23 protein-coding genes, 2 pseudogenes and 1 riboswitch are annotated in these 22,625 nt (G+C 49.6%); of the genes and pseudogenes, 7 read left to right on the top strand and 18 right to left on the bottom strand.

Features of this window, described 5'->3' with window-relative positions; genetic code table 11:
• Nucleotides 1-33: 33 nt before the first annotated feature.
• From ftsX to BM056_RS10445, 12 genes are all read right to left on the bottom strand, one after another.
• Nucleotides 34-921, bottom strand: a complete 888-nt coding sequence (ftsX, locus tag BM056_RS10500; RefSeq protein WP_092471373.1) for a permease-like cell division protein FtsX — start codon at nucleotides 919-921, stop codon at nucleotides 34-36.
• Nucleotides 911-1,597 carry a cell division ATP-binding protein FtsE gene (gene ftsE / locus BM056_RS10495; RefSeq protein WP_092471372.1) on the bottom strand — a complete coding sequence of 229 codons (687 nt, stop codon included), beginning with the start codon at nucleotides 1,595-1,597 and terminating at the stop codon, nucleotides 911-913. The genes ftsX and ftsE overlap by 11 nt, the downstream gene beginning before the upstream one ends.
• Nucleotides 1,598-2,019: 422 nt before the next feature.
• Nucleotides 2,020-2,973: a transketolase family protein gene (locus BM056_RS10490; protein WP_092471371.1), complete on the bottom strand. Its 954-nt coding sequence runs from the start codon at nucleotides 2,971-2,973 to the stop codon at nucleotides 2,020-2,022.
• 51 nt (nucleotides 2,974-3,024) lie between these two features.
• Entirely contained in the window at nucleotides 3,025-3,846 is an 822-nt protein-coding gene (locus tag BM056_RS10485) for a transketolase (RefSeq protein WP_092471370.1), read from the bottom strand.
• Between the two features lie 85 nt (nucleotides 3,847-3,931).
• Complete coding sequence (locus BM056_RS10480) at nucleotides 3,932-4,813, bottom strand: YitT family protein (protein WP_092471369.1); 882 nt, start codon at nucleotides 4,811-4,813, stop codon at nucleotides 3,932-3,934.
• A gap of 215 nt (nucleotides 4,814-5,028) precedes the next feature.
• A protein-coding gene (prfB, locus tag BM056_RS10475; protein ID WP_435050959.1) for a peptide chain release factor 2 occupies nucleotides 5,029-6,136 on the bottom strand; the annotation gives its coding sequence in 2 pieces (ribosomal slippage) (nucleotides 5,029-6,066 and nucleotides 6,068-6,136; 1,107 coding nt in all).
• A 27-nt stretch (nucleotides 6,137-6,163) separates the two neighbouring features.
• Complete coding sequence (gene secA / locus BM056_RS10470; RefSeq protein WP_092471368.1) at nucleotides 6,164-8,788, bottom strand: preprotein translocase subunit SecA; 2,625 nt, start codon at nucleotides 8,786-8,788, stop codon at nucleotides 6,164-6,166.
• A gap of 167 nt (nucleotides 8,789-8,955) precedes the next feature.
• Complete coding sequence (hpf, locus tag BM056_RS10465) at nucleotides 8,956-9,480, bottom strand: ribosome hibernation-promoting factor, HPF/YfiA family (RefSeq protein ID WP_092471367.1); 525 nt, start codon at nucleotides 9,478-9,480, stop codon at nucleotides 8,956-8,958.
• Between the two features lie 144 nt (nucleotides 9,481-9,624).
• A complete protein-coding gene (locus BM056_RS10460; protein WP_092471366.1) occupies nucleotides 9,625-9,822 on the bottom strand; it encodes a cold shock domain-containing protein in 198 nt (65 codons plus the stop codon).
• Nucleotides 9,823-10,132: 310 nt separating this feature from the next.
• A complete protein-coding gene (locus BM056_RS10455) occupies nucleotides 10,133-10,879 on the bottom strand; it encodes a ComF family protein (protein ID WP_092471365.1) in 747 nt (248 codons plus the stop codon).
• Between the two features lie 22 nt (nucleotides 10,880-10,901).
• Nucleotides 10,902-12,593, bottom strand: a complete 1,692-nt coding sequence (locus BM056_RS10450; protein ID WP_092471364.1) for a GGDEF domain-containing protein — start codon at nucleotides 12,591-12,593, stop codon at nucleotides 10,902-10,904.
• Nucleotides 12,594-12,747: 154 nt separating this feature from the next.
• Nucleotides 12,748-13,254: a glycosyltransferase family protein gene (locus BM056_RS10445; RefSeq protein ID WP_092471363.1), complete on the bottom strand. Its 507-nt coding sequence runs from the start codon at nucleotides 13,252-13,254 to the stop codon at nucleotides 12,748-12,750.
• Between the two features lie 257 nt (nucleotides 13,255-13,511).
• Here BM056_RS10445 and BM056_RS10440 point away from each other — a divergent pair, with 257 nt between their 5' ends.
• Both BM056_RS10440 and BM056_RS10435 read left to right on the top strand, forming a co-directional pair.
• A complete protein-coding gene (locus tag BM056_RS10440) occupies nucleotides 13,512-13,709 on the top strand; it encodes a hypothetical protein (RefSeq protein WP_092471362.1) in 198 nt (65 codons plus the stop codon).
• Nucleotides 13,702-14,283: a DUF6036 family nucleotidyltransferase gene (locus BM056_RS10435; RefSeq protein ID WP_092471361.1), complete on the top strand. Its 582-nt coding sequence runs from the start codon at nucleotides 13,702-13,704 to the stop codon at nucleotides 14,281-14,283. Before BM056_RS10440 ends, BM056_RS10435 begins: the two co-directional genes overlap by 8 nt.
• Nucleotides 14,284-14,354: 71 nt before the next feature.
• Here the strand turns inward: BM056_RS10435 and metK are convergent, their stop codons facing one another.
• The 4 genes from metK to galE all read right to left on the bottom strand — a co-directional run bounded on the left by metK (nucleotide 14,355) and on the right by galE (nucleotide 18,515).
• Complete coding sequence (gene metK / locus BM056_RS10430; RefSeq protein WP_092471360.1) at nucleotides 14,355-15,548, bottom strand: methionine adenosyltransferase; 1,194 nt, start codon at nucleotides 15,546-15,548, stop codon at nucleotides 14,355-14,357.
• A 210-nt stretch (nucleotides 15,549-15,758) separates the two neighbouring features.
• On the bottom strand, nucleotides 15,759-15,992 hold the full coding sequence (locus BM056_RS10425) for a YlmC/YmxH family sporulation protein (RefSeq protein WP_092471359.1): 234 nt from the start codon (nucleotides 15,990-15,992) through the stop codon (nucleotides 15,759-15,761).
• An 85-nt stretch (nucleotides 15,993-16,077) separates the two neighbouring features.
• Complete coding sequence (locus BM056_RS10420) at nucleotides 16,078-17,460, bottom strand: phosphomannomutase/phosphoglucomutase (protein WP_207648173.1); 1,383 nt, start codon at nucleotides 17,458-17,460, stop codon at nucleotides 16,078-16,080.
• 62 nt (nucleotides 17,461-17,522) lie between these two features.
• A complete protein-coding gene (gene galE / locus BM056_RS10415) occupies nucleotides 17,523-18,515 on the bottom strand; it encodes a UDP-glucose 4-epimerase GalE (protein ID WP_092471358.1) in 993 nt (330 codons plus the stop codon).
• Nucleotides 18,516-18,743: 228 nt separating this feature from the next.
• Nucleotides 18,744-18,828: riboswitch (cyclic di-GMP riboswitch) on the top strand.
• 82 nt (nucleotides 18,829-18,910) lie between these two features.
• Here galE and BM056_RS10410 point away from each other — a divergent pair.
• The 4 genes from BM056_RS10410 (at nucleotide 18,911) to BM056_RS10395 (ending at nucleotide 20,973) form a co-directional block, all read left to right on the top strand.
• Nucleotides 18,911-19,147: a hypothetical protein gene (locus BM056_RS10410; RefSeq protein ID WP_092471357.1), complete on the top strand. Its 237-nt coding sequence runs from the start codon at nucleotides 18,911-18,913 to the stop codon at nucleotides 19,145-19,147.
• 184 nt (nucleotides 19,148-19,331) lie between these two features.
• Nucleotides 19,332-20,027 (top strand): hypothetical protein, encoded by a 696-nt coding sequence (locus tag BM056_RS10405; RefSeq protein WP_092471356.1) that lies wholly within the window; start codon nucleotides 19,332-19,334, stop codon nucleotides 20,025-20,027.
• Between the two features lie 215 nt (nucleotides 20,028-20,242).
• Nucleotides 20,243-20,575, top strand: a complete 333-nt coding sequence (locus tag BM056_RS10400; protein WP_092471355.1) for a nucleotidyltransferase domain-containing protein — start codon at nucleotides 20,243-20,245, stop codon at nucleotides 20,573-20,575.
• Nucleotides 20,572-20,973 (top strand): HEPN domain-containing protein, encoded by a 402-nt coding sequence (locus BM056_RS10395; protein ID WP_092471354.1) that lies wholly within the window; start codon nucleotides 20,572-20,574, stop codon nucleotides 20,971-20,973. The genes BM056_RS10400 and BM056_RS10395 overlap by 4 nt, the downstream gene beginning before the upstream one ends.
• Before the next feature lie 797 nt (nucleotides 20,974-21,770).
• Here BM056_RS10395 and BM056_RS10385 read toward each other — a convergent pair.
• Nucleotides 21,771-22,013 (bottom strand): hypothetical protein, encoded by a 243-nt coding sequence (locus BM056_RS10385; RefSeq protein ID WP_092471352.1) that lies wholly within the window; start codon nucleotides 22,011-22,013, stop codon nucleotides 21,771-21,773.
• Between the two features lies 1 nt (nucleotide 22,014).
• Nucleotides 22,015-22,257 (bottom strand): annotated as a pseudogene (locus BM056_RS10380) (hypothetical protein); the annotation flags it as partial.
• 161 nt (nucleotides 22,258-22,418) lie between these two features.
• Between BM056_RS10380 and BM056_RS10375 the strand changes: the two are divergent.
• Nucleotides 22,419-22,625 (top strand): annotated as a pseudogene (locus BM056_RS10375) (IS21 family transposase); the annotation flags it as partial.

The raw sequence follows: 22,625 nt of genomic DNA, 5'->3' as shown, positions 1-22,625 counted from the left end.
GTAGTAACCCCCGTTCCCAAGAAACTGATACGTCTATACCTTTAAAAACCGGCGCAGAGAGATACTACTCCCTATGGCGCCAATACCGAAACCAAGTCCCAGCAGTCCGCCCAACACCTGATAAATTGTAGTTGGATCGTCCAGCAGCTGGATAAAAGGAAGCGTAACTATAACCTTATTCAGCAAGGACAGGTAGCTGAAATTAATTATCAGCACAGCCACCAGCCCTCCTGCCAGCCCAAGAATCATCCCTTCCAGCATAAAAGGCATCCTCACGAACAAATTGGTTGCTCCCAGCATTTTCATAATGCCAATTTCCCTCCGCCTGGCAAAAACCGACATGCGGATGGTGGTGGCAATTAGAAATATAGCTGCCACACCCAGCACAACTATGGTTATCGAGCCCCAGATGCGCACCCAGTGCGTCAGGGAGAGTAATTTTTCCACCACTCCCTGCCCATAGCGGACTTGTTCCACGCCGTTCATTTTTTCCATCTGGCGCGCTGCCTCCGGTACTATTTCAGCTCTGGTGGTTTTTATCCTGAAAGAGTTTGGCAGAGGGTTGTCCTTCTCCAGGCCGTCTAAAAGCCCGGCCTTGTCTCCAAAGCTTGCCTTCATATCCACCAGTGCCTGTTGCTTAGTGACAAAATCAACACTGGCAACCCCGGGCACAAACTTTATTTCCTCCTCCATCTGATCCAGAGTCTCGTCACTTAAATCGTCCTCCAAAAACACCGTTATTTCCAGACTGGATTCAACCGAAGTGGCGACATGCCGGACATTCATCACCAGCAGCACCGTACTGCCAAGGATCAGCAGAGAAATGATAATGGTCCCCACCGAGGCAAGAGACAGCCAGCTGTTGCGCAGCATGGACCGGGCGGCTTCGCGCAAGTAATACTTGATGACATTAAGATTCATGACCGTAAACCCCGCCTTCTTGGTCTCGAATAATACTGCCGTTGCTTAAGGCAATAACCCGCCTTTTCATTTCATCCACTATGTCCCAGGCGTGAGTAGCCATGATAATAGTGGTGCCCCGGCGGTTGATGTCCAGGAACAGCTTCATCAACTCCCATGAATTGTCGGGGTCAAGATTGCCCGTCGGCTCGTCGGCCAAAAGCAATAAGGGGTTATTGACGATGGCCCGGGCCACGCTGGTGCGCTGCTGCTCGCCACCCGAAAGATGCGCCGGCAGCATCTTGGCCTTTTTTTCGAGACCCACCATGCGTAATACCATGGGAACAACCTTTTTAATTTCTTTATTCGATGCCCCGGTTATCTCCAGTGCAAAAGCTACATTTTCAAAAACAGTTTTTGTAGGAATAAGTCGAAAATCCTGAAAAACCATGCCGATTTTGCGCCTCAGGTAAGGAACCTCCCGGTTTTTCATTCTGGACAAACTGCGGCCGTTGATGACCACCTGCCCCCTGCTGGGCAGCTCCTCCCGGCAGATCAGCTTGGTCAAGGTTGATTTTCCGGCTCCGCTGGGACCCACAAGAAACACAAATTCCCCTTTTTTAATGTGGATGGTGACATCATTGAGGGCCTTAACACCGTTTTCATAGATCTTGGAAACATTATGCATTTGGATCATGACAGCACCTCAAATACTTTAACTGATTAAATATTAACTATTGGACTTAATTATTCGACAAAGAATTATAATTTCCTGTTGGTTTTAGGAACCTTTATCCGAAAACATGCAAATCTTTGAAAAAAAGTAAAAACAGCAGGAGACAGAATTCAGGAGTCAGGAGTCAGAATAAAAGAATCGAGGTTAAAGCATTCTGACTACTTAGCCGCTAACACGGCACCGGCAATGGCAGCGATAGCGATAAAAAATTATAACAAAAAAAGCGCGGCTATTAAATTCAACAGCGCACGCTTTTATTAATTCCGCATCATGGAACGCACCTAACTTAATGAAACCGGAAGGTAAAGCTGGAACGCAAGAATCGGGTCTTGACATCCCGTCTCCCGTTTCCTATTCTTTTATCTTTTTCTCCTGACTACTAACTACTGACTACTGCGTTTTTTCTGAACAACCTGCTTAACCGCCATGACAATTCCAGCCGCGGTAAGACCGTATTTCTCCAGCAGCTCCTGGGGTTTGCCCGACTCGCCGAAGGTGTCGCGCACCCCCACCCGGAGCACCGGCACCGGGTAATGCTCAGATAACGCTTCCGCCACGGCCCCGCCCAGGCCGCCCAAAATGCTGTGCTCCTCGGCTGTAACCACCGCACCGGTGGCCCGGGCCGCCTCCACCAGAGCCTGCTCGTCCAGGGGCTTAATGGTGTGCATATCCAGCACCAGCACGGAAACACCCTCGCCCGCCAGTATCTCCGCGGCTTCCAGGGCCGCGCTGACCATAATGCCGCAGGCAACCACAGCCGCGTCTTTACCTTCACGCAGTACCATAGCCCGTCCGGGCTCAAAATTAAAGCTGCTTTCATCATGCAGTACCGGAACTCCCGAGCGGCCCAATCTAATGTAAACCGGGCCGTCAATTTCAGCCGCCGCCAGCACGGCAGCCCTGGTTTCCATGGCATCAGCCGGCACAAAAACTGTCATATTGGGCAGGCACCGCATCATGGCAATGTCTTCCACAGCCTGATGGGAGGCGCCGTCCTCACCCACCGTAATACCAGCGTGAGTGGCTCCAATTTTGACGTTCAGCCGGGGATAGGCGATACTGTTCCTGATCTGGTCGTAAACCCGCCCCGTGGCAAACACGGCAAAAGAACTGGCAAAAGGCGTCTTTCCGGACGCAGCGAAGCCCGCGGCTGTTCCCATCATATTCTGCTCGGCTATCCCCATATCGAAAAACCTTTCCGGAAACGCCTTGCCAAAATCCGCGGTTTTGGTGGACTTGGACAAGTCGGCGTCCAGCACCACCACGTCCCGGTTTTTCTTGCCCAGTTCCACCAGCGCCGCCCCGTAGGCTTCCCGGGTGGCAATTTTTTGACTCATAATCAACCTCCTGTATGGTCGGACGAACCTGTCCGCCCGCTGATTTATAGCTTATAACTCCGACAGGGCCTGCTCCACCTGCTCGGGCTTCGGGGCCGACCCGTGCCAACCCACCTGATTTTCCATAAAGGAAACCCCTTTGCCCTTTACCGTCGTGGCAATGATTATGCTGGGCCGGCCCTTTGTTTCCTGCGCTTTGGAAACGGCAGCCAATATTTGTCCAAAGTCATGGCCGTCGATTTCCTGCACGTCCCAGCCAAAAGCGCGCCATTTATCGGCCACGGGTTCCGGTGACATCACCTGATCGACGGGGCCGTCGATTTGCAGGCCGTTGTAATCGAGAAAAGCGATAATATTATCCAGCTTGTAGTGAGCCGCAGCCATAGCCGCTTCCCAAACCTGTCCCTCCTGGATTTCCCCGTCACCCAGCAGCACATACACCCGGTAGTCCCGCCCGTCCAGTTTCCCGGCCAGGGCCATGCCGTTGGCCGCTGAGAATCCCTGTCCCAGGGAACCGGTGGACATCTCCACCCCGGGCACCTTGCGCATATCGGGGTGGCCCTGCAGCGGACTGCCCAGCTGGCGCAGGGTTTGCAGCTTTTCGGCCGGGATATAGCCCTTTTCCGCCAGCGCGGCATACAGCACCGGCGCCGCGTGGCCTTTGGATAAAACGAACCTGTCGCGGTCCGGCCAGTCCGGGCGCTGCGGATCCACCCGCAGCACATCGAAATAGAGGGCGGTGACAATATCAGCCGCCGACAGGGACCCACCCGGGTGGCCGGAGCCGGCCGCACCAACCATGGATACAATATGGCGTCTGATAATCCTGGCCTTTTCTTTTAGTTTGGCCTGCTTTTCTTCCTGATTGCTCATATTTACCTCCAAAATAGTATTCAGGAGTCAGAATTCAGAATATTATAGAGCGATTTCTCTAATACTGACTCCTGTCTCCTATCTCCTATGTTTTTCTTCTCCTGACTCCTGTCTCCTGACTACTGACTACTGCCTCTTTAAACCCTTCCCCCAGGACTTCCCGGATATCAGCGATAATAATAAACGCATCCGGGTCTACCTGGAAAACCATTTCCTTCAGCCTGCCGACCTCCGACCTGTTTACCACGGTGAGGATGACCTCCCGGTCGCTGCCGGTAAACAGCCCCCGCGCTTTTAAAGCAGTGGCGCCCCGCCCCAGGTCATGCAGAACCTTTAAAGCAATTTCCTCCGTCCGGTCGGAAAATATGTAAAATGCCTTGGTATAATTTATACCCTCCTGCACCAGATCTATCATCCAGGCGGTTACAAAAATGGTTATCAGCGCGTACAGCGCCAATTCCCAGGAATTAAAAACCAATCCCGCCGCCAGGACTACCGTGGCATCCACCAGAAACAGCAGCTGCCCGATGTTAACCCCGGTATATGTGCGCAGTACGGCAGCAGCCAGATCGGTACCGCCTGTAGTGCCCCTGTACTTAAAAACCAGCCCCAGACCCAAACCCACCAGAACCCCGCCAAACAGCGCGGCCAATAAAGGTTCCCTGGTGGGGACAGGCACAAAAACCTCAAAGAAGTCCACCACGACCGACAGGCTAAGGGTGCCGTAAAGGGACCGGAACCCAAAGGTCAGCCCCAGCCGGTAGATGCCCATAATAAACAGCGGCACGTTTAACGCCAGCATGGTCAGGCCCACCGGCGAACCGGTTACATAGTGAATAATAGTAGCGATACCGCTGACCCCGCCCGCGGCAATTTTATTGGGAATAAGGAACATATCCAGCCCCAGGGCAGTAAAAATGACCCCTATGGTAACCCAGACAAATTCCCATATATTTTTCCAGGACATAGCAAACTCCCCGTATCAATCGTGCACTATTTTAGCTTGTCCCGGTTGTGGCATCGTATTCCACCGCGGCAAATGATAACATATCAAACGAAGTATATTTCTTTCATTAACTTTGATAATCCTTCCTGCTTGTCGAAATAAGTCTAAATATTAGCTTTGCACCAACAAAGCAGAAGAGCCCTGTTACAGGGCTCCTCCCGGGTTCTTTAAATTATCTAAAATCCTTTTTTGGCTTGTTCCCTTAAATATGCGGTTATAAAATCGTCAATATCGCCGTCCATAACAGCGTCGACATTGCCCATCTCAAATCCGGTGCGGTGGTCCTTGACCAGGGAATAGGGGTGGAAAACATAGGACCTGATCTGGCTGCCCCAGGCAATTTCCTGCTGGTCACCGCGCATCTCGGCCAGTTCCGATTCCCGCTTCCGCATCTCCAGGTCGATCAGTTTGGCTTTGAGCAGTTTCATAGCGGTGGTCCGGTTGGAAAGCTGGGAGCGCTCGTTCTGGCATTGCACCACAATGCCGGTGGGCAGGTGGGTGATGCGCACGGCGGAATCGGTCTTGTTAACGTGCTGGCCGCCGGCTCCGCCTGAACGGTAAGTGTCTATTTTTAAGTCCTCGGGGTTGATTTCAACGTCCAGGTCATCCTGCACTTCGGGCAGCACATCCACCGAAGCAAAGGAAGTATGCCTGCGGCCCGCGGCATCAAAGGGAGAAATACGCACCAGCCTGTGCACGCCCTTTTCGGACCTCAGGTAGCCATAAGCGTTTTGGCCCGATACCCCGAAGGTGACGCTCTTAACTCCGGCCTCGTCACCGGGCAGCAGATCCATAATGTTAACCTTAAACCGGCGGTTCTCCGCCCAGCGGGTATACATCCGCAGCAGCATTTCCACCCAGTCCTGGGCCTCGGTCCCCCCTGCCCCGGCGTGCATGGAAACAATGGCGTTGCTGCCGTCGTAGGGGCCGCTCAGCATAACCTGGAGCTCCATATCCGCCACCAGCTTATGCAGTTCTTTCAGTGCGGCTTCGGCTTCACCCGCCAGCTGGCCGTCGTCCTCTTCCTCACCAAGGTCCAGTAAAACTTCAAAGTCCTCCAATGTGCTGAAAAGTTCATTAAAGGTTTCGATGCGTTCCTTCAAGCTGGTAACGGTCTGGGTAACTTCCTGGGCCCGGGCCTGATCGTCCCAAAAGCCCGGGTTGATCATTTCTTTTTCCAGTTCGCTTATTTTAAGTTTTTTGTTATCGATGTCAAAGAGAAACCCTCAAATCCGCCACCCGTTTATTCAGGGGTTCCACTTCCCTGCGCAAATCACTGAACAAACAAATTCACTCCCTTTGATATAAAGTTTACCCGGCGCGGCCGCAGCACTTTTTGTACTTTTTGCCGCTGCCGCAGGGGCAGGGGTCATTGCGTCCCACTCTGTTTTCCCGACGCACCGGCTTGGCCGGCCCTTCTTCCTCGTACTTATTCTCAATAGTCCGGCGCTGCTCGGGCGCCTGCACCACGTTCACCCGGAAGACGTAGCGGACCACATCATCCTGGATGGATTCCACCATGTTTTGAAACATCTGGTAGCTTTCAAACTTATACTCGATGAGGGGGTCTTTTTGGCCGTAGGCCCGCAGGCCGATGCCTTCCCTCAGCTGATCCATGGCGTCCAGGTGGTCCATCCACTTTTCATCCACCATACGCAGCAGCACCACCCGCTCGAGCTCCCGCATCACTTCCGCGCCCATTTCACCCTCGCGGGCCTCGTAGGCTTCGATAGATTTCTCAGTAAAGAATTCCTTCAGCGCATCACGGCCATTTCCCTCGATATCTTCGGGCTGCAGCTGGTGCCCGGGCAGGAACAGCTGCTCGGCATGGGTAAGCAGGCCCTCCAGATCCCACTCCTCGGGAATGACTCCATCCGGCGCGTAAATCTCCACCGCCCGGCTCACCGCATCAGTGATCATCTGCAGAACCACGTCTTTCAGGCTTTCCTCAAGCAGAACCTTCATCCGCTGCTGGTAAATAACTTCCCTCTGCTGATTCATCACATCGTCATATTCCAGCACGTGCTTGCGGATACTGAAGTTACGGCCTTCCACCCGTTTCTGGGCACTTTCCAGCGATCTGGTGATCAGCCCGTGCTCAATGGGCACATCTTCCTCTAACCCCAGTTTATCCATTATTCCGGCAATATTATCAGAGCCGAACAGCCGCATCAGGTCGTCCTCCAGCGAACTGAAGAACTGGCTGGACCCGGGGTCCCCCTGACGGCCGGCGCGGCCCCGCAGCTGGTTGTCAATGCGGCGGCTCTCATGGCGTTCGGTGCCCATGATGTGCAGCCCGCCCTGCTCCACTACTTTGCGGTACTCCTCTGCACTCAACCCTTTATATTTTTCCAGCACCTGCTGATACTTTTCAGCGCCGGCCGGGTCTTCAGGGTCGTAATCATCCCGGCCCCGCAATTCGGCCTGGGCCAAAAACTCCGGATTGCCGCCCAGCAGAATATCGGTACCACGCCCGGCCATGTTGGTGGCTATGGTCACCGCGCCCAGACGCCCGGCCTGAGCCACGATTTCGGCCTCTTTTTCATGGAATTTAGCGTTAAGCACCTGGTGCGGCACACCCCTGCGGCGCAGCATATCGCTTAACACTTCCGATTTTTCTATAGAAATGGTACCCACCAGCACAGGCTGGCCGATAGCATGGCGCTCGGCGATCTCTTCCACCACAGCATCAAATTTAGCCCGCTCGGTTTTATAAACCACATCAGGCATATCCTTCCGGATCATCGGCTTATTAGTGGGGGCCACAATTACATCCAGGCTATAAATTTTACGGAATTCCTCCTGCTCTGTTTCGGCTGTACCGGTCATACCGGCCAGCTTCCTAAACATGCGGAAGTAATTCTGAAAAGTAATGGTGGCCAGGGTCTGGGACTCCCGTTCAATTTTAACGCCTTCCTTGGCCTCAATGGCCTGGTGCAGCCCGTCGCTGTAACGGCGGCCAAACATGAGACGGCCGGTGAACTCGTCAACAATGATTACCTCACCGTCTTTTACCACGTAATCCCGATCGCACTTCATCAGAGCATGGGCCTTCAGCGCCTGGTTCAGGTGGTGGGTCAGTTCCATATTCACATCATCGTACAGGTTTTCCACACCCAGCATCTGCTCAACCCGGGCCACACCCTCCTCGGTCAGCACAACGGTATGGGCCTTTTCGTCCACGGTGAAGTCGTCTTCCTTTTTCAGCCTTGGCACCAACCGGGCAAAGGTGTAGTACAGGTCGGTGGCCTTGTCGGCCTGGCCGGAAATAATCAGCGGGGTCCTGGCCTCATCGATCAGGATGCTGTCAACTTCGTCCACAATGGCGTAATTAAGCTCCCGCTGCACCAGTTGGTCGGCCCGTACCGCCATGTTATCCCGCAGATAGTCAAAACCAAACTCGTTGTTGGTGCCGTAGGTGACGTCACAGTTATAGGCTTCCTTGCGCTGGTTCCAGTCCAGTCCGTGCACAATCAGACCCACGGAAAGCCCCAGAAACTTATACAGCCGGCCCATCCACTCACTGTCACGCCGGGCCAGGTAGTCGTTAACCGTAACCACGTGCACACCACACCCCTCCAGGGCGTTCAGGTATACCGGCAGCGTGGCCACAAGAGTTTTACCTTCACCGGTACGCATTTCGGCAATTTTCCCCTGGTGCAGCACCATGCCGCCCATGAGCTGCACATCAAAGTGGCGCATGCCCAGCACCCGCCGTGACGCTTCCCGCACCAGCGCAAATGCCTCGGGCAAAATATCGTCCAGCGAGGCGCCCTGCTCCAGCCGGTCTTTCAGCTGCGGGGTCATGGCCTGCAGCCCGTCATCAGAAAGAGCACTGATTTCGGGCTCAATTTGATTAATTTTATCAACAGTTTTTTGCAGCCTCTTAACTTCTTTTGAGTTATCATCTAACCAGTTGCGTATGAATTTTAACATGTTAAATCACCTTTCTAGAGTGCACGTATAACGCACACATAAATAAAGCAAGGAACCTTTCGGTTCCCTTACCACTACTTATGCCATATTACATTTTAACATTAAGCTCAAAACCCTGCAACCGGTCGGACTAAAAAGGCGCGTCCCGGGACAGGACGCGCTCAGGTTTAAAACTCCGGTTCGATTAATCCATAATTACCGTCCTTGCGTTTGTATACCACATTAACCTGTTCGGTTTCCGCATTAGAGAATACAAAAAAACTATGGCCTAAGAGGTTCATCTGCAGTACAGCTTCCTCCACAGGCATTGGTTTTACGGCAAAACGCTTGGTTTTAACCACGCTGGGGCCTTCATCATCATACGCAGGCCTATTGTCCACAGGCATTTTAACGTCGTTTTGGGCCCGTCTGCGATTAATTTTACCCTTGTATTTTTCAATTTGCTTTTCCAGCTTATCCACCACAAGATCAATTGAACCGTACATATCACCGGTGGCTTCCTCGCCGCGTAAAATCATACCGTTAAAAGGAACGGTCACCTCAACCTTGTGTGAATCGCCTTCCACAACCATAATAACAGTTGCCTCTTCAATGCCGTCCAGATACTTCGTCAGCTTACCCACCCGTTTTTCAACATACTCTTTCAGGGCGTTTGTTACATCAACATTCCTGCCTCTGACCAGTACCTTCATACTCCCAACTCCTTTCGAGCGAGTAGTAATAGTGAGTAATAGTAGTATTATTCCCTAAATATAAGATAATTCCTGCCATTTTGATATTTTTTTGCTACAAATCAATAAAACCCCGGCTGCTGCCGGGGTTGTTATGCCAGTAAATCATATTTTGGTAACATTGGCTGCCTGCGGGCCACGTGCGCCTTCGACTATATCAAATTCCACTTCCTGACCTTCCATCAGGGTCTTGAACCCGTCTTCCTGGATGGCTGAGAAATGAACGAATACGTCGCCTCCATCCTCCCTTTCAATAAAACCGTAACCTTTTTCCTTGCTAAACCACTTGACCTTACCTAACACCAAAACATTCCTCCTAAAAAATAATACCGCGGTCTTACAACTCACGTGGAGTTATATTATCACATCACCCAGGGACTGTCAAGAGATGCCACTGACAGTCTTATCAGGAGTGTGGACCTGATAAATTAACTCCATACCCCCAAATTATGTCGAATAAATTTGCTGTTGAACGCTGGTTACAGAGCCAAAAGCTGTGGATAATGTGTATAAGTCTGTTAATAACCCATTATACAAGGGGTTGAGGCTGTGAATTACCTAAAATATTAGTAAATCCTTGTCACATTATCAATCTTATATGTCAAATCAATTGTCAACTATTGGCGTTAAATCGCGTACCGGCAAAAGTTAAGGCCATAATAACCGTCGCACCTGTTTGTCGCAAAACATGGGAAATAATGGAAACAGTGCTGCCGGTGGTGAATACATCGTCAATAATAGTAATTTTTTTGCCCATTATCAAATCGGGGTTGGGCACAATAAACGCATTCGTTAAATTTACCAATCTTTCCTGCCGGGAAAGTTCCGCCTGGGGAGGAGTTTCCCGTATTTTAACCACCGCCCGTTCCAGCACGGGAACCTGTAAATGCTGTTCAAGTTCCCTGGCCAATAAAAGGGCCTGATTGAAGCCGCGCTTGCGCTCCCGGTCCGGGGAAAGGGGAACAGGCACCAGCGCCCGGGCTTGACTGAGCAATGGATCAGACCGGGCAACATCAGCCATTAATGCGCCCAGGGGGCTGGCCAACCCCTTAATGCCACGGTATTTAAGACGGTGCACCGCATCCCGCAGCGGTCCCTCATACGGGCCAACCGAGCGAGCCAGGTCGAAGGCCCGTCCAGCCCTGCGGCAATGCGGACAGATGCTGCCGCCTGCAGTAACGCCGGCAGCGCCGCCAAAAGCACCGCAAACCGGACAAATAATTTCCCCGGCGTAATCGTCCAGCCGTTTTCGGCAGGCCGGGCATAACAAAGAACCGGGGCTATGCCCGGCACAAATAGGGCACACCTGCCGGGGCGGGAAAACAATATCCAGTGCCGCCTCGAATAAAGTTTTCAGCATGGGATGCACCTCTGGAGCTGTTCTACACTCTTGTTTTCTTTTCGTATAAAACATTCCGGTCGCGACCGGATTCCTTGGCTTTATAAAGAGCGGCGTCAGCAGCTTTAACCAGCTCGGAAATTTCACCCGCGTGATCCGGAAAAGTAGCAATCCCGCCGCTGATGCGCACCTGGATGCGCTGGCCGTTTTCTTCAAATATACTTTCGCGAACAGCCAGCCGTACTCTTTCCGCCACATGTTTGGCCTCAGCCGGGCCCGTCTTGGGCATTAAAATGGCAAACTCTTCCCCACCATATCTGGCCGGTATATCGCAACCCCGCACCTCGGAACGAATAACGCCGGCCACCCCGTTCAGCACAGTGTCTCCCGCCAGGTGGCCGTAGCGGTCATTAACCTGTTTAAAATGATCTATATCCAGCATGATCAGCGAGAAGGTTTCGCCGTAACGGCCAGCCCGCTCCAATTCCATCACCGCCCGGTGGTAAAAGTACCTGTAATTGTGCAGGCCGGTCAGCCCGTCGGTAATCGAGGCCTGCTCCAACTTGCGGTATAGTTGGGCATTGGCAATAGCCACAGCCGTCTGGCCACCGATAATAGTCAGTGTATGCAGATGTTTTTCTTCAAAAAAGCCGGGGCGTTTATCACCCAATACCAGCAGTCCCAGCACCTCGGTTTCCGCCAGCAGAGGCACTACCACCATCGCCCGGTGCGCCTGGGTCAGACCAATATCCCCGGCGGTGCGGACATCTGCCCTGGTGTCATAGACCAGCTGTGCTTCCCCGTGTTCAGCAGCCAATCCAAAGAAACCTTCCCCCCGGCGCACGGCAGAGCCGGCGATCAGGTCTGAGTGGGGTCCGCATACAGCTCCAGCCTGGTAATAGCCTTTATCTTCCAACCAAAGGTAAATAACACCTGTGTGATAGTTTATCACCTTCCTGGTCTCCCGCAGCACCAGTTCCAGTATTTCATTGAGATTAAGACTGCCGCCCAGCCGCCTGGCAACCTCATATAGCACCCTGAGCTCGCGGTTGGCTAGTTCCAGGTGCACATAGAAGCGGAGCACAAACTGCACCGCCAGCACCGGCAGAAATAGCAGCGCCGTGCCATAAATACCTATTTTGGCGTGCAGCAGGCCCATTAACAGGCCGAAAGGAACAGCCCAAATGTACGTAATACCATCCCAGCGCATAGCATCCCACCAGTCAACAAGAGGGTATCCCCTGCGCGCGGGAAGAGTGTAAATATAAACCATCAGTTGATTGATTGCAAAATACCCCAAAACAAAAACTGCCAGGGGCACAGCGTTTTCCAAAACCACTTTGCGCTCAGCCAAACCACCGCTGACACTGTAAAGCAAATTGGCGCCCAGCACCACAAACACATATTGAAAAGCGTTAAACAGCGTTGTGCGCATGGGGTTGCCCCGGTTGGCCACCCCCTGCCCCACAGCGGTAGCAATACAATTAACCCATGCCGTGGCCACCGGACCGTAAATCAGATAGGTGGCCATAATTACGGCAAAACCACCGGAAAGCTGGCCCTGTGGAAAAACCACAGCCAGCCACTCAGCCAGCACCGCCATCGCAACCATAATTAACAGCTCTTCCCCCTGATCCAGATCCAGCACGGGAAAAGTATATTTCAGGAGCCATAAACCCAAAAAAATGACCAGCCAGGTATATATGACATGCGAAAAACTCCTGGATTTGCGCAAACTTTTTTCACCTCATTTTTGTAAATTCGACAAAAAAAGGGGTTACCCTCCGTACCTGGCCACACAATTTGTAGTTAATTAGTTGGTTAGTTGGTTAGGTATATAAGTATCTTAATTGCCGTTACTAGTTCCCAACCAACTAACCAACTAGTTACTAACCAACTAACCTTAGATTATACCTGAGCAGCTCACTGGCTGAAGCGCCCCGCAAATCAATACACACTGCCGGCAAGTTAACATAATTCAGCCGACGACCGGTTTCAAGGCAATTTTTCGACCAGCACGTTATTTGGCGCTCATTAACAGCATCGCCATCCGCCCTCGGGCATCCCGCATGAAATTCCGTCAAACGCCGGAACCCCAGGTTAAATTGCCGCGCCAGTCTTTCCAGCACCTGCGTAGTGCCATCTTTGGAACCTCCATCTATCAGCACCACCCGCAGTTCCGGCCGGCGCTCCAGCCCGTCCGCCACCCTGCGCACAAACCACTCTACCTGCCCCACCCGGTCTTTTAATAATATCGCCACCAGCCGTGCCCCGGCTGTCCGGGAACAACCTGCGTTACTTTTTTTGCCGTTCCGCTGTGTCTCCTTCCACACCTGCCTTATCACCAGCACCAACCACCCCGCAAACAAACCCGCCAGGACCCATACCGCTGCCATAGACCACTCCCCCGTCAACCTTTTTTCCACCATATGCACTACCTCAAAGCATGGTTAACGAGGTTCAGGCTTAAACTAACAGGCGGTTTATTTCATTGCTGACACAACAGCTTAGAAGCATTGTTCCTTAACCCCTTCCATGGTACAATGGGGTTAATTGGCAAAATTAAACAAAATTAATTTATCGCTTATCTTTAAATACGGCCCAGGGGGATGATTTTACGCGTAAGATTCAATTCGATACATATATCAAAGAAATGAAAAAAAAGTCCTTATCTATCTATACCCACGCCGCAAGCGTAGATACTGTGCGTAAGTCCGGGCGTTTTCACAAACCCCGCGATCCGGAGGAAGACCTTACTTTATTTATGTTGGACAAAATTCGCTGGCAAAAAGCCCTGGCCAGCGGACGCATTGAAAAAATAGGCCCCCGGAGGTACCGATGGAATGAATAGTAAACTTTCATTACGGCTTGATAACGCCAAAGAAGAAAAGGATCCTTTGAAAAAGTCCCTTTTGGTGCTGGCCATTTTAACCGAAGCTTTAAAACCGGAGGGCATCAGGCCCGTTCTGGTCGGAGGCCGGGCCCTCGAGTTCTACACACTTGGTGGATATGCTACCAAAGATATAGATATTGTTTTAAATGGCCGGCAGCAGGCTAAAACGGCGCTGGCCGAAATGGGTTTCCAAAACCGTCCGGGAGAGCGGCACTGGTATCACGAAGAATTAGACCTGGCACTGGAAATGCCGGACGATATTTTGGCAGGTTCCCAGGAAAAAGTGGTCACACTGGAAATTGACGATTTGGAGCTTTATATCATTGGAATTGAGGATTTGATTCTGGATCGCCTGGCAGCGGCAAAATATTGGAAAAGCGAAGCCGATCTGTTATGGGCAGCAAAGCTTTTGGCCTTGCACCAGAATAGCGTAGACTGGGAATATCTCAAAGAAACAGGTAAAAACGCCCAACTCGATGATGTTTTGGATAATGCCAGGACAAAGAGTAAGGCCTATGACAGAGCAGATTAAGGAGAGAGTGTATTTGGTAGGGGCGGACAGGGCCGTCCGCCCCTACTACGAGTAAGGTATGCTGAATACTCTTAAGCCTGCCCCACGAGGTTGCGGAGGATTTTGGCTTTGTCGGTGCTCTCCCAGGGGAGGGCGATGTCCCGGCGGCCGAAATGGCCATATGCAGCCGTGTTCTTATAAATGGGCCTGCGCAGCTCCAGATCCCGGATAATTGCCGCGGGGCGCAGGTCAAACACTTCCTTGATTATCGCCACCAGCCTATCCTCGCTCACCTTGCCGGTACCAAAGGTGTCCACCAGTACCGAAACCGGGCGGGCCACGCCAATGGCATAGGCCACCTGAACCTCACACTTATCCGCCAACCCGGCGGCTACTATGTTTTTGGCCACATAGCGCATGGCATAGCTGGCCGAGCGGTCCACCTTGGTGGGATCTTTGCCGGAAAAAGCTCCGCCGCCGTGCCTGGCCATGCCGCCATAAGTGTCCACAATAATCTTACGCCCGGTAAGCCCGGCGTCGCCCTGGGGGCCGCCGACTACAAACCGTCCTGTAGGATTAATGAAATAACGGGTGGCGGGATCAATCATTTCCTTGGGCACTATCGGCTTAATCACCTTTTCAATTATACCTTCTCTAATTACGTCCAGTTCCACCCGGGGATGGTGCTGGGATGAAACAACGATGGTATCCAAACGAACCGGCCGCCCATCCTCGTATTCCACCGTAACCTGAACCTTGCCGTCCGGGCGCAGGAAAGGCAGCTCCTTAGTTTTGCGCACCGTGGCCATGTGCCTGGCCAGGCGGTGGGCCAAAGAAATGGGCATGGGCATCAGCTCCGGTGTTTCATTGGTGGCGTAGCCGAACATCATCCCTTGGTCGCCGGCGCCGATGGCTTCAATCTGAGAATCGGCTTCCTCCCCGGTTTTGGCCTCCAGTGCCTTGTCCACACCCAGCGCGATATCGGGAGATTGCTCATCTATAGAAGTAAGCACAGCACAGGTATCGCAGTCAAACCCATACTTGGCCCTGGTATAGCCGATTTCACGTATGGTCTGCCGAACCACCCGGGGGATATCCACATAACACTGAGTGGTTATTTCTCCCCCCACCAACACCAGTCCGGTGGTCACAAAGGTTTCACAGGCTATCCGGGCGTTGGGGTCCTGCCCGATAATTTCGTCCAATATGGCATCGGAAATCTGGTCGGCAATCTTGTCGGGGTGCCCCTCGGTAACCGACTCAGATGTAAATAAGCGCTTGGCCAAAGACTTGCCCTCCTTACAAATTTAATAAACAGTATTCAGGAGTCAGAATACAACCTCGCAACTCCTTACTGGCAAAACCAATTAATACCGGTATAAACCATATTTATTCTAACAAGGCCGGTATTTCCTGTCAATAAATCATGCCCGCCTATGCCAGGTCGTCTATATGACAAGCTTGTAGGGGCACGGCATGCCGTGCCCCCACATTAATCAGTCCACTTCCACCAGCACGGCATGCTTGCCAACAAGCTTGATTTTCTCCCAGGGCACTACATTATCCTTGCCGGCGCTCATTAATCCCAAAAATCTCCTTGGACCGTCAAGCACAATGGCGACAACCTTGCCGTCAGCCGAGTTTATATGAACGTCTTTAACCGGGCCTAATTTGGCGCCGTCCTTAACGTTAATGATATCCTTCTTAGTCAGGTCGGTTATTTTAAACATCCCGGGACACCTCCCGGAATATACTATGCTTTGTACAGCCATAGTGCTACTTAACCTGGCCGAATAATGCAGCCGGAACCCCCGGTTAATATTCCCAGTCGAAGGGGCTTACCTCGGGAAAGGCGGTCAGGGCATCTTTCATAATGGCGCAGATGCGGTCAAGGCCTTCCTTTGTTGAGGCCTCGCAGCGGGCCACCAGCACCGGCTGGGTGTTGGACGCCCGTACCAAACCCCAGCCGTCACCAAACAGCACCCGGGCCCCGTCTACATCAATTACATCATACTCGTTTCTAAACTTCTCAACCAGTTGGTCAACGATCCTAAATTTTTCCCGGTCGGCGCAGGGCACCCTGGTCTCAGCCGTGGAATAATAAACCGGCACCCCGGCCAGCAGCCCCGACAGGGCCTCAGTAGCATTTGACAATATGCGCAGCAGGCGCCCCGTGGCGTAAAAGGCATCATCATACCCGTAATATTCATCGGCAAAAAACATATGGCCGGACATTTCACCGGTAAATACAGCCTCCACTTCCTTCATCTTAGCCTTAATCAAGGAGTGGCCGGTCTTGTAGAAAAATGGCTGACCACCTAAACGCTTAACCTCGTCCTCCAGGCACTGGGAACATTTAACCTCAATAATGGCCGGGGTTCCCGGACGTTGGGGCAGTATCTCCCGCCAGTACAGGCACATCAATTTATCGCCCCAAATCACTTCTCCCTGATCATCCACCACGCCAATCCGGTCGGCGTCCCCATCATAGGCAACCCCCAGATCGGCCCCACGCTGCAGCACCTCCCGGCGCAAATCAACCAGGTTCTTAGTTTTCACCGGGTCGGGCTGGTGATTGGGGAACGTAGGGTCAGGCTCGCAATATAATGGCAAGACCTCCACTCCCCAGCCCTGCAGCACCTGCTCCGCAAAATAACCGGCCGTGCCGTTGCCGCAGTCCACTGCCACTTTCAAACGGCGGGGCCCCGGTTTGATCTTATCCTGCAGCATGGCCATGTACGGCCCCACGATATCCCGCTGTTCCACGGCGCCGCTCCCGGCGGTAAAATCCTCCCGCTCCATCATCTCCCGCAGGCGCTGAATCTCTTCGCCGTAGATAGTACCGGCGCCCAAGGATATCTTAAATCCGTTCTCGTCGGGCGGGTTGTGGCTGCCGGTAATCATCACCGCGCCGTCAACCCCAAAGTGCACCCGGGCATAATAAACCATGGGCGTAACCACCTGCCCCACATCGATCACCCGGCAGCCCGCGGCATGCAAACCCTGCACCAGGTTCTCCCGCAGCCGGTCCGAACTGGCCCGGTTATCCCGTCCCACAATAACCTCCGCGCTGCCGTGCGCGCGCACATAGGAGCCAAAGGCCCGCCCCAAAAGCTCCACCACCCCGGGGGTTAAATCCCGGTCAGCCACCCCGCGAATATCATACTGGCGAAAAATATCCGGATTAATTGCCGCCACTTTATTCCCTCCTTTATAAATTAGCTATACGGTATAGCCCTAAGCGTACCCTTCGCATCTTATCACTTATACCCCTTCTCGAACCTCCAGGCATCCCGGCACATGGCGATAACATCACGTTTGGCTGTCCAGCCTAGCTCTCTTTTAGCTTTTGAGGCGTCAGCATAACACTCAGCAATATCGCCCGGTCTGCGGCCTACGATTTCATAGGGTACTTTAACCCCATTTGCTTCTTCAAAAGCCTTCACCAGCTGTAATACCGAAGTGCCTTGACCGGTACCAAGGTTATAGATATGTACACCTTCAGTTAAATTGTTCAGCGCAACGACATGCCCCTCGGCCAGATCCATCACATGTATATAATCTCTTACGCCTGTGCCGTCAACCGTTGGATAATCGTTGCCAAAAACCCGCAGCTGCTCCAGTTTTCCTTTCGCTACTTGAGTTACATATGGCATTAAGTTGTTCGGTATGCCGCTGGGTGCTTCGCCGATCAATCCGCTCTCATGGGCTCCCACCGGATTAAAATAACGCAGCAGCGCTACCGAAAAGGCCGGATTTGCTCTGGCTGCATCAGTAAGAATTCGCTCACTCATGGATTTAGTTTCACCATAAGGATTCGTGGTCGGCAGCAATTGCATAGTCTCAACAAAAGGAACTTCATTCTCTCCATAGACAGTGGCTGACGAGCTAAAGACAAATCTATGCACACCATATTTTTGGCATGCTTTAGCAAGGATCATGGTGCCAACAATGTTGTTATAGTAATAAGCCAGCGGCTTTTCCACAGACTCCCCTACGGCCTTAAAGCCGGCAAAATGAATAACGCCGTCAACATCATGGCTAAAAAACACCCTTTCCACCGCCGGCTCATCAGTCACATCGATCTGATAGAAAGTTATTTCTTTGTTTGTAATTTGTTTTATTTTATCAATAGTCTCAGCCTTACTGTTGCCAAGATTATCTGCAACAACAACCGTATGCCCCGCTTCCAGCAAAGCAACACAAGTGTGTGAACCAATATATCCGGCACCGCCGGTTACCAGTATGTTCATTATTATAAATCAACCTTTCTGTTAATTATAAGCATTAGCCTTTTACTTTACCACATAATCCCATATATACCTAAAACCCAATCTTTTTATGTATTATATCATTATTTAAAAACATGCGCCGGACTTGCCACACCTGCAGGCAAAAAAAATAAGACTTTAGTCCTAGAAAAAGATTTGATATCTAGTTGTCAATCCAGGTAATTTTAGGTAAAATAATTAGTACAAATGGTTCTTGAAGGGCAAACCTGTCGAAAGGCAGGGACGCAAAGCCAAGGGTCTAATTCGCTCTGCGATATGACAGCCGGTTGCTAGAGACCATGCCATAGCATAACAAATCTATCAGCTCCTTTTGGCATGGTTAGTGTTGTTAATATTGCCTAAAGGAGGTTTTCATTTTGTTTAAAACTTTTAATAAAACTCAAAGCCTGGCGATAACCGGGAATTACAAGTATGAAGCGACACCATGTCAATTATTAGCTACCTTTAAACAAAAATGGTACAAGTTACCATTGATTTATTATAATGCTCTCATGATCGGCTGTATTGACGAAACCATGAAAAAAAATCTAACCGCTAAAATTAATGCCCTGACATTTAAACCGGTAAAAATCCAAGGCAAACCGCAATGTTAATATATATTTGAGATTTGGCATTATATGAACCTAAAACATTGACGAATTTACTGAAGCGTTAAATGCATTTCCAACAAAAGAAAAAACTAACCTAAAACAATACCGGTCAAACCGGTTTTTTCTTTTTGACTCGAGGAAATTTCGAAGGGCCCAGGGGACTGACCCCTCCTGGAAGGTTCCGGGATTGGCGTCCGGATTAATGTTTATGTTAGGACTTATCGATAAATATACTTCAGCATATAAATTCTGGAAAGATATTTATATATTAGCTGCGGCCATAAACATTAGTAATGAAGTTATAGCCGGCGCAGTTTTAATTGCTTGCATAGTATTACTATCGTTTTTGAACTACCCCAAAAAAACTCTCGTGGATAACTTTGACTTTGCCGCTGGAGAACTACATACCAACAGCTTTGATTCCTTAAAAAATGAATTTCATCAAAACAGGGGCGTTTTTTCATCTAAGCCTACTGATATTGTGGCTAAGCATACACAAGCATACAGTGTTGAACTAATCTATGGCACCAAAGAACCATTGGCAGAAGGAGCCTGGGTTAGTTATTGCACAAAGATTCAAGGTATATCTTTATTAAAATACACTCTTGGCAATTATTACCTGCAATTTGAAGCATCATCAAGCGATGTAAATTGTTTCTTCTTAGAAGGCAAGCCTGAAGACGGGGTTAAGAATGAAGTTAAAATAAATATAAGTGATAATAGATTAATCTCATATCCGTTGCGAAAATTATTTCCATTTACTTACTTGATAAATAATAAGATCACTGCCACTTATGAAATTTGTTTTGTTATAAGTGATTTAACATGTTGCACAAACAAAGGCAGCATTATTATTTCTCATTTATATTTTGCTAAAAAATAAACCTGCTACCGAAAAATATCCGTTAAGCTTACCTTGAATAAATCGCTTGTTAATCATTACTTGCATAAAAGTCCAAACAACTCTGCCGGCAGTGCAGGCAGCTTGAAAATTTTGGCGCCAGCCAGGATCAGAACATTCCCGAGCATTGTTCCCAATTACATAATATGGTATAATACTTTAAAATAATTTTTTATACTTGGGGAGTGAAAGCACCCATGTTTTTTTTAAATCCAACCGAAAAAAAAGCACTGAATGAGTTCTCCTCGCTAATCAAAAATGCCCTGAACAAGAACCTATTTGACCTCAAACTCTTTGGATCTAAATCAACCGGTAAATTTCATGATGAATCAGATATTGACGTACTTATAGTCGTTAAACATAGAGACGAAGAAGTTATGAATTCAATTAGTGATATTTTGTTAGATATAGAGTTAAAGTACGCTGCTAAAGTGTCCCCCATTGTACTGACAACTGCAGAGTTTCTTAAGAATCAGCAGCATCAAACCCTATTTTATCACGAGGTATCACGGGACGGAGTGACTCTATGATTGAAGAGAGCTTAGATCTAGCCCAATACCGCCTTCAAAAAGCACATGATCATCTCAAATCAGCAGAAATACTTTTAGACGCCGGAATGTATAACGATTCCATGGGACGACCTTATTATGCCATGTTTAATGCAGCCAGAGCACTTTTAGCACTGAAGCAACTTGACAGTAAAAAACATAGCGGAGTAATTTCTTTGTTCAACCAACATTTTGTTAAAACCGGTATAATTGACCGCACTGCTGGCAGGGACTTAAATAAGGCTAGGGTAAGACGGGAATCCTCTGATTATGCAGATTTTTATTTAGTCAGTAAAGAAGAATCATACAATCAGTTAGAAACGGCAAAAAGGTTTGTAATAACCATTAAATTAGCCCTGGAAAATGAACTACCAGAGTAACACCATTGACAACAGTTTAGTAACTGTTGTTTTTATTTTATAAAATTGATTCCGGTAATGTATTATGTGTATTGCTGTATCTGGAAGTTACAATCCCGAGCACTGCGGAACTTAAGAATTTCCAGTTTATCTAAGTTTTATTTCCAGTTTGACGGAGTGGACCCTTGACAATGAGGGCAAGCATGGTTCGATGTCAAGGGCAAACTGGAAATAAAACTGGAAGAAAAACGGAAGCTAAGTGCTACACTTTTTTTATGCAAATCAATAATTTCTTCCCGGGTAGGCCGCTCGTCCACAATATGACGAGTCTGATAGGTGATACCTTTTTTCTTAAGCCAATCCTTGGCTTTTTTAACAGTACCTCACCTGGGATAATCGAATAAAAGCCACGACATGTTTTTCCCCCCATTTTTCTATTAATAATTTTAATATTTCTCATTATAATACAACATTAATGACTCTCAACCCAGCCCCATGCCAATGTGTAACATTACTTCCCGTTAGTTGTGCAAGCAATTGGCTGGCTCCCGTGCAGGAAGGGCATGGACTGAAAAACGCTACAAAACTATCGCCACCCGTTAGTTATGTATAAACCTTCTTCTCTCTGTTGGCACACCATAAGAAACAACCGAATCCGGTATATCTCTGATTACAGCTGTACCAGCACCCACGATACTCCATAAACCAATTTTAATTCCTGGTATTATGGAGCACCCCACACCTGATTCTCGGTTGAACTGATAAAATTGTTCCGTTGAATGGTATCTTTGAATTAGTCATTATAGTGTACCTCGGTTTCACTCATAAACTTCATAATCCCCGGAATGATCGCTTTCCCCTGTAATACAAGTAAAACAACCATCAGATCCAACAATAACACTTCCCGCTGCCCATATCGGTTCACCACAATTTGCACAAACAGCTCCGGCCTTTTTTCTGCTTAGTGCTGCCTTTAAATTTGATTTTATATCGTTAAACTTTTCTCCAGGATTATTCTCAACATACATTTTTGCAAATTTTTCAACTGTAATTGTAATCATTCTATTTCTCCTCTGTAGCTGCAACTTCTCTTAATGCCCCTCCTGTCTCCCTCACCACAACCTTCACAAGATACTCCAGGAACTCTCCTCTTAAATCCTCTCTCCTCAAGGCCGCTTCCACCGTGGCCTCTAAAAAGCCTTGCTTGTTACCTACATCATATCTCTTGCCTTCGAAATTATAGGCATACATAGCTTCTTTCTGAGCCAACTCTTTTAATGCATCGGTAAGCTGAATCTCGCCACCTGTTTGTTGTAAGATAAAAATACCGAAAGTTGCAAGTTAAAAATCCATAATGTTGCAATTGGAAATTCCATAGTAATGCAAAAATCCATTGCAGGCATAAACCATAACCAATATCCTTGTATTTGACCAAAGAATGCAAGGAGGAGAGGAGCATACTTACAATGGACAAGATACATGATATCAGATTCCGTTTCTTCGTGAAAGGAGAAAACATTTCCCAAATCGCAGATGCATTGCATTTGGATTGGAAGACGGTGCAGAAGTATGTCGACATGGCGGACTTCAACAAACCGGCTCCCAAACCGGCTTCGGAACAGCGTTTCTGTCCCAAGTTGGATCCCTACAAGCCGACTATTGATAAATGGCTT

The sequence above is a fragment of the Desulfotruncus arcticus DSM 17038 genome, from assembly GCF_900113335.1.
Lineage (GTDB): Bacteria > Bacillota > Desulfotomaculia > Desulfotomaculales > Desulfallaceae > Desulfotruncus > Desulfotruncus arcticus.
Note: the sequence above shows the minus strand (reverse complement) of the source record. Positions and strands in the feature narration are given on the sequence as shown.

Bases quoted from the DNA above. Each gene is read 5' to 3' on its own strand.
- hpf (WP_092471367.1), bottom strand. From the start codon at position 9,480: ATGAAGGTACTGGTCAGAGGCAGGAATGTTGATGTAACAAACGCCCTG.
- BM056_RS10480 (WP_092471369.1), bottom strand. From the start codon at position 4,813: ATGTCCTGGAAAAATATATGGGAATTTGTCTGGGTTACCATAGGGGTC.
- BM056_RS10425 (WP_092471359.1), bottom strand. From the start codon at position 15,992: ATGTTTAAAATAACCGACCTGACTAAGAAGGATATCATTAACGTTAAG.
- galE (WP_092471358.1), bottom strand. From the start codon at position 18,515: ATGAACATACTGGTAACCGGCGGTGCCGGATATATTGGTTCACACACT.
- BM056_RS10490 (WP_092471371.1), bottom strand. From the start codon at position 2,973: ATGAGTCAAAAAATTGCCACCCGGGAAGCCTACGGGGCGGCGCTGGTG.
- BM056_RS10385 (WP_092471352.1), bottom strand. From the start codon at position 22,013: ATGATTACAATTACAGTTGAAAAATTTGCAAAAATGTATGTTGAGAAT.
- secA (WP_092471368.1), bottom strand. From the start codon at position 8,788: ATGTTAAAATTCATACGCAACTGGTTAGATGATAACTCAAAAGAAGTT.
- BM056_RS10400 (WP_092471355.1), top strand. From the start codon at position 20,243: ATGTTTTTTTTAAATCCAACCGAAAAAAAAGCACTGAATGAGTTCTCC.
- ftsX (WP_092471373.1), bottom strand. From the start codon at position 921: ATGAATCTTAATGTCATCAAGTATTACTTGCGCGAAGCCGCCCGGTCC.
- BM056_RS10485 (WP_092471370.1), bottom strand. From the start codon at position 3,846: ATGAGCAATCAGGAAGAAAAGCAGGCCAAACTAAAAGAAAAGGCCAGG.
- BM056_RS10455 (WP_092471365.1), bottom strand. From the start codon at position 10,879: ATGCTGAAAACTTTATTCGAGGCGGCACTGGATATTGTTTTCCCGCCC.
- BM056_RS10445 (WP_092471363.1), bottom strand. From the start codon at position 13,254: ATGGCAGCGGTATGGGTCCTGGCGGGTTTGTTTGCGGGGTGGTTGGTG.
- ftsE (WP_092471372.1), bottom strand. From the start codon at position 1,597: ATGATCCAAATGCATAATGTTTCCAAGATCTATGAAAACGGTGTTAAG.
- BM056_RS10440 (WP_092471362.1), top strand. From the start codon at position 13,512: ATGAAAAAAAAGTCCTTATCTATCTATACCCACGCCGCAAGCGTAGAT.
- BM056_RS10435 (WP_092471361.1), top strand. From the start codon at position 13,702: ATGAATAGTAAACTTTCATTACGGCTTGATAACGCCAAAGAAGAAAAG.
- BM056_RS10395 (WP_092471354.1), top strand. From the start codon at position 20,572: ATGATTGAAGAGAGCTTAGATCTAGCCCAATACCGCCTTCAAAAAGCA.